The organism is Bacteroides sp. Marseille-P3684, from assembly GCF_900291465.1.
Lineage (GTDB): Bacteria > Bacteroidota > Bacteroidia > Bacteroidales > Bacteroidaceae > Phocaeicola_A.
Genome location: NZ_LT985808.1, coordinates 3,132,901 through 3,145,183 on the forward strand (window position 1 = coordinate 3,132,901; position 12,283 = coordinate 3,145,183).

General features: G+C 54.1%; 7 protein-coding genes. All 7 read left to right on the top strand.

Annotation, left to right across the window (positions count from 1 at the left end):
- The first annotated feature begins 234 nt into the window (after nt 1–234).
- The 7 genes from C8275_RS12425 to C8275_RS12455 all read left to right on the top strand — a co-directional run bounded on the left by C8275_RS12425 (nt 235) and on the right by C8275_RS12455 (nt 12,278).
- Complete coding sequence (locus C8275_RS12425; RefSeq protein WP_106625386.1) at nt 235–2,706, top strand: glycosyl hydrolase 115 family protein; 2,472 nt, start codon at nt 235–237, stop codon at nt 2,704–2,706.
- A 1,050-nt stretch (nt 2,707–3,756) separates the two neighbouring features.
- Nucleotides 3,757–4,623, top strand: coding sequence for an Abi family protein (locus C8275_RS12430; protein ID WP_106625387.1), 867 nt, complete (start codon nt 3,757–3,759; stop codon nt 4,621–4,623).
- 568 nt (nt 4,624–5,191) lie between these two features.
- Entirely contained in the window at nt 5,192–7,057 is a 1,866-nt protein-coding gene (gene mutA, locus C8275_RS12435; RefSeq protein WP_106625388.1) for a methylmalonyl-CoA mutase small subunit, read from the top strand.
- Nucleotides 7,058–7,074: 17 nt separating this feature from the next.
- Nucleotides 7,075–9,222 (top strand): methylmalonyl-CoA mutase, encoded by a 2,148-nt coding sequence (gene scpA, locus C8275_RS12440; protein WP_022383842.1) that lies wholly within the window; start codon nt 7,075–7,077, stop codon nt 9,220–9,222.
- Between the two features lie 180 nt (nt 9,223–9,402).
- Nucleotides 9,403–10,218, top strand: a complete 816-nt coding sequence (locus C8275_RS12445; protein WP_106625389.1) for an energy transducer TonB — start codon at nt 9,403–9,405, stop codon at nt 10,216–10,218.
- Nucleotides 10,219–10,334: 116 nt separating this feature from the next.
- The gene (locus C8275_RS12450) at nt 10,335–10,895 is read left to right on the top strand and encodes an RNA polymerase sigma-70 factor (RefSeq protein ID WP_106625390.1); all 561 of its coding nucleotides are present in this window, start codon (nt 10,335–10,337) and stop codon (nt 10,893–10,895) included.
- A 216-nt stretch (nt 10,896–11,111) separates the two neighbouring features.
- Entirely contained in the window at nt 11,112–12,278 is a 1,167-nt protein-coding gene (locus C8275_RS12455; RefSeq protein WP_106625391.1) for a FecR family protein, read from the top strand.
- Nucleotides 12,279–12,283 lie beyond the last annotated feature (5 nt).

A 12,283-nucleotide genomic window follows, 5' to 3' on the forward strand; every position in this document is an offset into this window, starting at 1 on the left:
TTATCGCGAAAGAACGGCACGTGCAAATTGCAGCCGGGACACCCGATTTGTACAGCACAAGGGACTGCCGACCGCCCGTGTGAAACAAATTTAGGCGGTTTTTGTAACCTCGACAAAGCAGAATGTAACATCAACAAATAAATGTGTAACGTTTCAGACCTCCCCTACGCCCATAAAGCCGTACCTTTGTAGAGACATGAACGAATCATTAACATCGAACAACCAACCAGCGATATGAACAAACTATTCCTCTCCCTTGCCGCGCTGTCACTGAGCGTGGCTTCCTTCGGCGCCGAGCCTTTCATCACCTTCCGCCCGGACGCGGGTAGCTTGCCTCTCGTCCGTGCAGGCAAACCGCTGCCCATCCTGTCCGACGAACAGGAGGCGGGCATCCGCATGGCACTCGAAAGCCTCAGCGCGGACTTTGCCCGGGTGACCGGCACACGGGCGGCACTGACCGCCACCCCGTCGGACTCCCTGTGTATCCTCGTGGGCAGCCTGGAGTCGCCTCTCATCCGGCAACTCATCAAAGACAAGAAACTCGACGAAAAGATGCTGAAGGGCAAACGCGAGACGTACGTCCTGCAGACGGTCGACCGCCCCACGGAGGGCGTCAGCCGGGCATTGGTCATCGCCGGAAGCGACAAGCGGGGCACCATCTACGGCATCTACGAACTGTCGGAACAGCTGGGTGTGTCGCCCTGGTACTGGTGGGCAGACACGCCGGTGGTGCAACGGACGGACGTGTACGCCCTGCCCGGCAGCTACACCGACGGAGAGCCTGCCGTGAAATACCGCGGCATCTTCATCAACGACGAATGGCCGTGCATGGGCAACTGGGCGCATGACAAGTTCGGCGGCTTCAACAGCAAGATGTACGCCCACGTGTTCGAGCTGCTGCTCCGTCTGAAAGGCAACTTCCTGTGGCCCGCCATGTGGGGGTCCGCCTTCTATGCCGACGATGCGGAGAACAGCGCACTCGCCGACCGCATGGGCATCGTCGTCGGCACGTCGCACCACGAGCCGATGGCACGCAACCACCAGGAGTATGCACGCAACCGCAACAAGTACGGTGCGTGGGACTACCAGACCAACGCCAAAAACCTGAACCGCTTCTTCCGCGAGGGCATGGAGCGTGTCCAGGGGACGGAAGACCTCATCACCATCGGCATGCGGGGTGACGGTGACGAAGCGATGGGCGAGGACACGAACATCAAGCTGCTGGAGCGCATCGTCAAGGAGCAACGCAACATCATAGCCGACGTCACCGGGAAGTCCGCATCAAAGACTCCCCAGGTGTGGGCGCTCTACAAGGAGGTACAGGACTACTACGACCAGGGCATGAAGGTGCCCGACGACGTCACCCTGCTCTTCTGCGACGACAACTGGGGCAACGTCCGCCGTCTGCCTGACCTGGATGCCAAGCCGCGCAAGGGTGGATACGGCATGTATTACCACTTCGACTACGTGGGTGCTCCGCGCAACTCGAAGTGGATAAACATCAGCCCCATCCCCCGCGTATGGGAACAGCTGAACCTGACGTATGAATATGGCATCCGCGAGTTGTGGGTGGTCAATGTGGGCGACCTCAAACCGATGGAGTACCCCATCGACTTCTTCCTCGACATGGCGTGGAACCCGCGCCGCTTCCATGCCGGCAACCTGCGGGAGCACACCGAACAGTTCTGCCGCCAGCAGTTTGGCGACGAGTATGCCAGTGAGGCAGCACGCCTGCTGTGGACCTATCCGAAGTACAACCGCCGCGTCACCCCCGAACTGCTCAATGCCGACACCTACAGCTTCAACTACGGTGAGTGGGAACGGGTGGTCAACGAATACAATGCGCTGGCACAGGACGCCGAGAACCTCCGCTACCGCCTTCCGTCAGCCTACCAGGACACCTACGAGCAACTGGTGAACTACCCCGTGCAGGCGTCCGCCAACCTCTACAACCTGTACTACGCCCAGGCCATGAACCGGCGACTTGCCAAGGAGCACAACACGGAAGCCAACTTCTGGGCGGACCGTGTGGAGAGCTGCTACCTGCGCGACTCGCTCCTGAGCCACCACTATAATAAGGTAATGAGCGACGGCAAGTGGGACCACATGATGGACCAGATACACATCGGCTATACGTCCTGGAACAATCCGGACCATCCCGTCATGCCGAAGGTGACGCGCGTGGCTGTCCCGACGGCTCCCTACGCCTTTGCCGAGACGGACGGTCATGTCTCCATCGAGGCTGCCCACTACACCCGCGCCACAGCCGACGGTCAGACCCGTTGGCAGGTCATCCCCGACCTGGGCAAGACCCTGTCGGGCGTCACGACGCTGCCGGTGACGGAAAGTCCCGAACAGATGCAGCTGGAGTATGACATCGACTTCGCCAAAGGTGACACCGTGGAAGTAACCCTCCTCCTCGCCCCCACGCTCAACTTCAACCACAACAAGGGCATGCGCTACGCCGTCAGCTTCGACGGAGGTGAAGAGCAGGTAGTCAACTTCAACGGACACTACCGTGGCGAGCTGGGACGCTGGCAGGCGAACCCCATCATCGAGTCGAAGACGAAGCACACGGTGGGTGCCGGCAAGCACACGCTGCGCATCCGTCCGCTGGATGCCGGCATCGTCTTCGAGAAGATACTCATCGACTGCGGCGGACTGAAGCCCAGCTACCTGGGTGCGCCGGAAACCTTGAAAGACTGAGAAATCGCAAAACATCCAATACGAGCAGACTCTCCCGACGTGAGTCGTGAGGTCCGCGCCATCAAAACCGGACACAGGGACCGCCCTCCGTAAGCGTGCCCCTGTGCCCGGTTTCTGTTGTGCCTGCCGGAAGGGGAACGGTCTCTACTGACAAAATGTCAAACGAAGGCCTCCACAGTGCCCTTCCTCGCACCAAAATACGGTTTGGTGGATTCCGAGGCCCTTCTCAGGCGATTCGCAAAATACACTTTGTCACCATATTCAACCGAACACAATCCCTTTGGGAGGTTTACCACCGTTCTCGCTTTCCAACAAACATCCGACCTTCCACATCCCCCACTTTCTGAAACCTTCCGATTTGTTGACGCAGCACACCTTCCAGCGAATGAAACTCCGGATTTTTTGCTTTCACTTTCCAAAGATTTGACTTCTGCGGACGAAACAATCATGTTTGGCAGGTGAAACTATATTGTTTGACGCGGCAAACGATATTGTTTGGCGCGCGAAACAATATTCTTCCGGGCACGTTTTGTCTGTTTTTCGAAAACAGAATGTATAGTTTTCTAAAATAAGAGTCCTTTTCCGTGCCTTTCATTAGCAGAATTTAGCATTTCCTCCCTGGTTTGTCGGAATTACGTTCCATATACGTTAGCACGAAAAGGCGATTTTGCCGATTCCGTCAAGCAAATACGCCCATTCGGTTGCTTTTTGACAGACGTCTCACTAGACAATCAACCGTGCAGCCCAATCAATCCCCCAAAATGTAGGGGCGAGCGGTCTGCTCGCCCGGTCCAATCAGGATTGTTTCCCCACACAACAATACATAATACAATTGCCGGACGATGCATGTTTGAACGTTTTTCAAACGCCTGTCGAACGTTTATTGAATGTTTGTTGGACGTTTGTTGGACGTTTGTTGGACATTGCATTGGACCGGGCGACCAGACCGGTCGCCCCTACATTTATAATCAGAACAAGACCAAACATTATTTGCATTATATACCTCAGTCATAATAGAAAACACTACCTTCACACAATAAAAGAAAATATATGAAGAAAGCATATACAATAGAAGAGCAAATAGCCAGACTTAAATCCAATGGAATGATATTTGACAACGAGGAGAAAGCGAAAGAGATTCTACTCGATGTCGGGTATTATCGGCTTGGTTTTTATTCTTTTCCTTATGAGATTCAGTTCCCTAATCTTGAGCATCGTGACCACCAACTGAAACAAGGAACTACATTCAAAAGTGTCTATGATCTCTATGAGTTTGACACGAAACTCCGCAGGCTGTTGCTTAATGCCCTTGACCGCATAGAAGTCAACATCCGTACCAAACTAATCTATCATATATCCCTCCGATATAAAGAAGATCCGTGTTGGTTTGTAAACCGCAAGTATGTATCTTCTAAATTCGTCAACAATTTTGAAGAACAGGTTTATGCTCCTTTGCGTAAGAATCCCATCATTGAGCATCACCATGCCAATCATGCCGGCATATATGCGCCAGCGTGGAAAGCCATCGAATTTATGACCTTAGGTAATATCATACGATTGTACGATGCACTGAAAGAGACGGATGCAAAGAACTTAATCACCAATGAATACGGCTGTTCAAGAGGTGTGTTCTACAACTATCTTGAAACGATTCGTGTCCTTCGCAACAAATGTGCCCACGGTGGGTGCTTGTATCGTATGGATTTTCCCAAAGGTATCAAACGACTACCAGCGAATGTTTCGGAATACAACAGACACAATATTAAAGGTGGCATAGATGTTGTAAGATATTTGCTGGGGAAAATTTCTCAAAATCGAATGGCAGAGTTAGATAATGAAATACGTATTCTTGTCAATTCCATCCAAACTACCGAGGCTAAAAACGTTATCGCTGAAGTGTCAAACATGAAAAATTAAAATGTTAAAGCCATATTTATCATCGCCATTTAGGGGATAATGCTTACCTTTGCATCAGAATAAGTGCCCATACGAGCTTTGTCGTCGTATCTGCACTATAAAAAGGAAGTATAGAAATCTCAGTCTTTAGGCTGGGATTTCTTGTTTTTGATACTTTTATATCGAGCAAACATCCCCTACATTGGGTTCACATACATTCACGCCATCATCAATGAGATATGCCCAACCTGCCCGGTCCAATCAGGGTTGCTCCTCATACCAATACATAATACATTTGGCGGACGATGTGGGATGGGACGCAACATTGTGCGACAATGACACAAGGCGGAGGTCCAACAAGGGCCACATCGGTTAAAAAAAAAACAGACACAAGAGGGCAGAAAGGAAGCAGACAGTGGGACAGAGGGAAAGAGACAAAATTTGTCCGGAAAAGGGGATGAGAAAGCAAATTGTAAGAAAAAGAGGGGCGAAGAGGCAGAAAAAGTGTACAAAAAGTTTGTTTCTAGTGGGGAATCACTATATTTGCATCATTTAGATACTTATTTTCATAATCTTAATCAGATAAATTATGGCAGATAGCAAAGAGAAGCTCTTTTCAGATTTTGGACCGACCTCTACACAGGAGTGGATGGACAAAATCACAGTCGACCTTAAAGGCGCTGACTTTGAAAAGAAACTCGTTTGGAAAACAAACGAAGGTTTTAAAGTAAAGCCCTTCTATCGCAAGGAAGATTTGGAAGGACTGAAAACCACAGATGCACTACCGGGAACATTCCCTTATCTACGTGGTACCAAGAAAGACAACAACACCTGGTATATCCGACAGGACATCGTGGTGGAAGATGCACAAACAGCTAACGCTAAGGCGCTGGACATCCTGAAACGCGGAGTCGACTCCCTCGGATTCCGACTCAAGGCAAAAGACCTCAGTGCCGACTACATAACCACACTGCTGAATGACATTTGTCCCGAATGCACCGAGCTGAACTTTGCCACCTGCCAACGCCACACCGTGGAACTTGCACACTTGCTGGTGGACTATTTCAAAGGTAAAGGCTACGACCTGAACAAACTGAAAGGCTCCATCAACTATGACCCGATGGAGAAGATGATGACCAAGGGCAAGGACCTCAGCCAATTCGCCGCTACTGCCAAAGAGCTGGTGGAAGTCATGGAGGCGCTGCCCAACTACCGCTGCATCGGCGTGAACGCCCTCTCCCTCAACAATGCGGGCGCCTACATCTCCCAGGAACTGGGCTATGCACTGGCCTGGGGTAATGAATACCTGAACCAGTTGACCGAAGCCGGACTGCCGGTGGACAGCGTAGCGAAGAAAATCAAGTTCAACTTCGGCATCAGCTCAAACTACTTCCTCGAAATTGCCAAGTTCCGTGCCGCCCGCATGCTCTGGGCCGACATCGTGAAACAATATGCTCCGGCTTGCGACTGCGCCTGCATGATGCTGGCACACGCCGAGACATCGACCTTCAACCTCACCCTGTATGATGCCTACGTCAACCTGCTCCGTACGCAGACCGAGACGATGAGTGCCGCCCTCGCCGGTGTGAACTCCATCACGGTGACTCCATTTGACAAGGCATACGAAGCACCCAACGACTTCTCCGAGCGTCTGGCACGCAACCAGCAGCTGATCCTGAAGGAGGAGTGCCACTTCGACAAGGTGGTCGACCCGGCTGCCGGCTCCTATTACATCGAGAACCTGACCGTCTCCATCGCCAAGCAGGCATGGGACATCTTCCTGAAGGTGGAAGAGGAAGGCGGATTCCTGGAGGCTGTCAAGGCAGGACGTGTGCAGAACGACATCAACGAGAGCGGCAAGGCACGCCACATCGCCGTGTCCAGACGCAAAGAGGTGCTCCTGGGTACGAACCAGTATCCGAACTTCACGGAGACGGCTGGCGAGAAACGTCCCATCGAGGCAGGTGCATGCTGCCACCACCATGAAGGTACGTGCGAGCATCCGTTTGCTACCCTCAACACAACCCGTGCAGCGAGCGAGTTCGAAGCCCTGCGTCTGCAGACCGAACAGTCGGGCCGCCGTCCGAAGGCATTCATGCTGACCATCGGCAATCTCGCCATGCGTCAGGCCCGTGCACAATTCTCATGCAACTTCCTGGCTTGTGCCGGCTATGAGGTCATCGACAACCTCGGCTTCAAGACTGTGGAAGAAGGTATCGAGGCTGCCCTGGCTGCCAAGGCTGACATCGTGGTGCTCTGCTCCAGCGATGACGAATATGCAGAATATGCCATCCCGGCATTCAAGGCGCTGGACGGACGTGCGATGTTCGTGGTTGCCGGTGCTCCTGCCTGCATGGATGACCTGAAGGCTGCCGGCATCGAGAACTTCATCCACGTACGTGTCAATGTGCTGGATACCTTGAAAGAATATAACGAGAAGTTGGGTATTAAATAAGAAAGAAACAGTCTACTATGAGAAAAGATTTCAAAAACATCGACATATACGCCGGCTTCCAACCGCAAGACGGCAAAGCTTGGCAAAAGGCTAACGGCATCGAGGCTAACTGGAAGACGCCCGAGCACATCGACGTGAAGCCTGTCTATACGAAAGAGGACCTCGAAGGCATGGAGCACCTGGACTATGCCGCCGGCATCCCGCCCTATCTGCGTGGTCCGTACTCCATGATGTACACCTTCCGCCCCTGGACCATCCGCCAGTATGCAGGATTCTCCACCGCTGAAGAGTCGAACGCCTTCTACCGCCGCAACCTTGCCTCGGGACAGAAGGGTCTGTCCGTAGCCTTCGACCTTCCGACACACCGCGGTTATGACCCGGACAACGAACGTGTGGTAGGTGACGTGGGCAAGGCTGGTGTATCCATCTGCTCGCTGGAGAACATGAAGGTGCTCTTCAACGGAATCCCCTTGAACAAGATGTCCGTCTCCATGACCATGAACGGAGCCGTGCTCCCCATCATGGCATTCTACATCAATGCCGGACTGGAACAGGGTGCCAAGCTGGAAGAGATGGCAGGTACCATCCAGAACGACATCCTGAAGGAATTCATGGTGCGCAACACCTATATCTATCCACCTGCCTTCTCGATGAAGATTATCTCCGACATCTTCGAGTACACCTCGCAGAAGATGCCGAAGTTCAACTCCATCTCCATCTCGGGCTACCACATGCAGGAAGCCGGAGCTACTGCCGACATCGAGCTTGCCTACACGCTTGCCGACGGACTGGAATACCTGCGTGCCGGTGTAGCTGCAGGCATCGACATCGACGCCTTTGCTCCGCGCCTCTCCTTCTTCTGGGCCATCGGCATGAACCACTTCATGGAAATCGCCAAGATGCGTGCCGCCCGTATGTTGTGGGCAAAGATTGTGAAGCAGTTCAACCCGAAGAACCCGAAGTCACTCGCCCTGCGTACCCACTCACAGACGTCCGGATGGTCGCTCACCGAGCAGGACCCGTTCAACAACGTGGGACGTACGTGTATCGAGGCGATGGCTGCTGCCCTGGGTCACACCCAGTCGCTCCACACCAATGCGCTTGACGAGGCCATTGCCCTGCCGACCGACTTCTCGGCACGTATTGCCCGCAACACGCAAATCTACATCCAGGAGGAGACCAACGTCTGCAAGAACGTCGACCCGTGGGGCGGTTCCTACTACGTGGAGGCACTGACCAACGAGATTGCCCACAAGGCTTGGGAACACATCCAGGAAATCGAACAGCTGGGCGGTATGGCAAAGGCCATCGAGACCGGTATCCCCAAGATGCGTATCGAAGAGGCTGCCGCACGCACCCAGGCACGCATCGACTCGGGTACACAGACGATTGTCGGCGTGAACAAGTACCGTCTGGACAAGGAGGCTCCCATCGACATCCTCGAAATCGACAATACTGCCGTACGTATGGAGCAGATCGAGAACCTGCGCATCCTCCGTGAAGGACGCAACCAGGCAGATGTCGACAAGGCACTGGCTGCCATCACTGAATGTGTGAGAACCGGCAAGGGCAACCTGCTCGAACTGGCTGTCGAGGCAGCACGTGTCCGCGCAACCTTGGGCGAGATTTCCGATGCCTGCGAGAAAGTGGTAGGACGTTATAAAGCAATCATCAGAACTATATCAGGCGTGTATTCATCAGAAAGCAAGAAAGACAAAGACTACGATCGTGCGTGTGAGCTCACCGAACGATTTGCAAAAGAAGAGGGTCGCCGTCCGCGTATCATGATCGCCAAGATGGGTCAGGACGGACACGACCGCGGTGCGAAAGTGGTAGCTACGGGCTATGCCGACTGCGGCTTTGACGTCGACATGGGTCCGCTCTTCCAGACTCCGGCGGAAGCTGCCCGCGAGGCAGTGGAGAACGACGTGCATGTGCTCGGTGTGTCTTCCCTGGCAGCAGGTCACAAGACACTCGTCCCGCAAGTCATCGCCGAACTGAAGAAGCTGGGCCGCGAAGACATCATCGTGATTGCCGGCGGTGTCATTCCTCCGCAAGACTATGACTTCCTCTACAAGGCCGGCGTATCCGCCATCTTCGGTCCGGGTACCTCGGTAGCCACTTCAGCTTGTGAAATCATGAAGCTGTTGCTGGATGAAGAATAATCGGGAAACAGGACCTTTCGTTTCCTGAACCGTATACAGAGCAGGGACGCAGCACGCTTATTCCGGTGCTGCGTCCTTCTTTTTTATGTTTGGCAGCAGAAACAGTCTTTTTCCTGACGGGAGAAGGGATGTGCTACGACCAGATTCCTTACCTTTGAGGCAACCATTCCGCTTAGAGTCATGAAAAAGACAGACGTCTCCTCCCGACTGCTCCGTCTCCTGACGGGGATTGTCCTCACACTAGCTTTCCACAGTATCTCTGCCCAAGAGGTTCCGGACTTCCTCCGCCCCTCCTATCCCGGCGGCGACACAGCCTTCTGCCGGCATCTCATGGACAAGTTCCGGATTCCTGCCCGCATGCTCACCAGGGCAGTCACAGGCACGACCCGATTCCGGTTTGTCGTTTCTCCCAAAGGACACCTCAGCCGCATCCACATCATCAACTCCCTGCACCCGAAATGTGACATGGAACTGGGAAAAGCCATCGCCTCGACACAACCCTGGAGCCGTCCGCAGGCACAGACCGACACCCTGAGCTGCATCTTCGAAGGCTCGGCTACCATCGTAGCCTCACCGGACCTCCGCATCAAGTCTGTACACATCCACCCGCTCCGCAGGGCAGCCATCGCCTATACGGAAGCAGGCAGACGGACTGACTCCCTCCGGCTGTACCGTACCCTGATGGTAGAGAAGATGCCACAATTCCCTGTCGGAGGGGAAGAGAGCTTCCTCGCCATGCAACGATACATCGACGAAAGCCTATACTTCCCCCTGACAGCGATTTTCAACTGTGTTTCGGGACGCACCATCGTCAACTTCATCGTCGATGCAGAGGGATTCATCCTGTATCCACACATTGCCAAAGGCTTTGACAAAGTCTGCGATGCCGAAGCCATACGGATTGTACGATTCATGCCACGCTGGATTCCCGGCGAAGAAGACGGAGCGAAGGTTCCGGTCATGTATACCATCCCGGTGAACTTCTGCCTTCCGTGACATCCAAAGAAAGAAATGGACAGACAGTATTATCGTTTATTCCGATTTTTCTATACCTTTGCAACCGTTCCCGACGAATCACCCGCACCGGGAACCGTGTAAAAGTATAGACATTAATGAGTTTGAGAGAGGACATATTCCTGCAAGGCATCAACCGGCAAGAAGTTCCGGCATACCGTGAACTGTACAGTGATTACTACCGTTCGCTGGTGATGTATGCGCTCCATTTTGTGACACGGCAAGATGTGGCGGAGGATATTGTGCAGGAGCTTTTCGTGACAATGTGGAACAAGCAGATGGTGTTCCTCTCCTATCCTTCCTTCAAGACTTATCTTTACACTTCCGTACGCAATGCCGCCTTTGACTACCTGAAGCATCAGGACATCAAGCAACGTTACGCCGAACAATGGGCAGCCCTGCATGAAGAGGAACGGCGTGCCACAGCCGCCTTCGACGAAGAAGTCTACCGCCAACTTTACAAGGCCATCGACCGGCTGGCACCCAAGTGCCGCGAAATCTTCCTCATGGCGATGGACGGCAAGCGCAACGAGGAAATCGCCGAAACGCTCCACATCGCCATCGAGACCGTCAAGACCCAGAAGAAACGTGCCATCAAGCAACTGCGTGAACAGACCGCCCTGTCCGTCTGGATGCTCCTGTTCCTGCTGAAGGGATGAGAGCCGCTCATCTATCCGCCACTTGGATCGCATCTAACCGCCACATAGACCGCATCTATACGGCGGTTAGATACGGTCTGTTCCGGGACCTCTGACGGCGTATCCAGTTCCCCGACTCCCATTTCTTAACTTTTCCATAAAAATATTCAGAAGTGTTGTACCCCTTTTCGGCGTCTGAATCGTCTTAGCTATACCAACCAAGTTAAAAAGCATCCCATGAAACAACCGGACATGGAGAAACTGATAGCCGAAGAGTTACTGGGCAAGGCACTCAATGACGAGGAGCGCCGCCAGCTGGAGGATTGGCTGAATGCCGACCCTGCCAACCGGGAACAGTATGCCCGCATCTGTGCGGGACGTTTCTCCGCCACACGCTATGATACCTACCGGCAGCTCGATGCTGACAAAGCCTTCCGGGGATTCCTGAAGAAGACACGACGCACCTCCCGCCTGAAGACAACCATGTGGGCGGTGGCTGCCTGCCTCATCCCGCTGTTCCTCATCGGGAGCACCATCTGGCTGAGCTTCCGCCAGCAACCTTCCACCCAACCGGTCGCCGCCATTGCTCCAGGAACCACGCATGCCGTCCTGCAAACGGCAGAAGGCGATTCCGTAGTGCTCGACAAAGCCATGCTGGCACAGGCTGTCGTTCCGCTGGGCAACGGTGTCCTGCACACGACCCCGCAAGGCATCGTCATGCCGCAAGCCGACGACACGGACGCATCCCCGGCAGCCAACGGGACAACTCCACAGAACATCCTCCGCACTGCCGACAACGGCGAATTCCTCATCACCCTGGAAGACGGGACGACCGTCCACCTGAACTACAACACCACCTTACGCTATCCGGAGCGCTTCGCTGCAGAAGAGCGCATGGTCTACCTGGAGGGAGAAGCCTACTTCGAAGTGGCACCCGACGCACAACGCCCCTTCAAGGTGATGACGCGCGACGTGACCATCCGCCAGTACGGCACTTCCTTCAATGTGAACACCTTCTCGAAGCGTTACACCGACGTGGTGCTGGTCGAGGGCAGCATCAGCGTACTCACCGGAGACGAGGAATACCGTCTGCGACCCAACGAACGGATGCGGCTGGACAAGACCTCCGCACGGCTATCCATCCGTCCGGTGGACGTGAAGCCCTACATCGCCTGGCACGAGGGACGCTTCATCTTCGACAACGAGAGCCTGGGCGACATCATGGAGACCCTCTCCCACTGGTACGGGGTCGATGTCGTGTTTGACGAACCCACCCTGCGCTACCTCCACTTCACAGGCAACATGAGCCGGTATGACAGCCTCACGCCCTTGCTGCGCTCCATCTGCCAGACCGTGGGACTGCGCATCGTCATCAAGAACCGCACAATCTACATCTATCAATAACTTTA

Excerpts from the sequence above, each read along its gene's own strand:
- C8275_RS12425 (WP_106625386.1), top strand. The coding sequence starts at position 235 with ATGAACAAACTATTCCTCTCCCTTGCCGCGCTGTCACTGAGCGTGGCT.
- C8275_RS12445 (WP_106625389.1), top strand. The coding sequence starts at position 9,403 with ATGAAAAAGACAGACGTCTCCTCCCGACTGCTCCGTCTCCTGACGGGG.
- C8275_RS12430 (WP_106625387.1), top strand. The coding sequence starts at position 3,757 with ATGAAGAAAGCATATACAATAGAAGAGCAAATAGCCAGACTTAAATCC.
- scpA (WP_022383842.1), top strand. The coding sequence starts at position 7,075 with ATGAGAAAAGATTTCAAAAACATCGACATATACGCCGGCTTCCAACCG.
- C8275_RS12455 (WP_106625391.1), top strand. The coding sequence starts at position 11,112 with ATGAAACAACCGGACATGGAGAAACTGATAGCCGAAGAGTTACTGGGC.
- C8275_RS12450 (WP_106625390.1), top strand. The coding sequence starts at position 10,335 with ATGAGTTTGAGAGAGGACATATTCCTGCAAGGCATCAACCGGCAAGAA.
- mutA (WP_106625388.1), top strand. The coding sequence starts at position 5,192 with ATGGCAGATAGCAAAGAGAAGCTCTTTTCAGATTTTGGACCGACCTCT.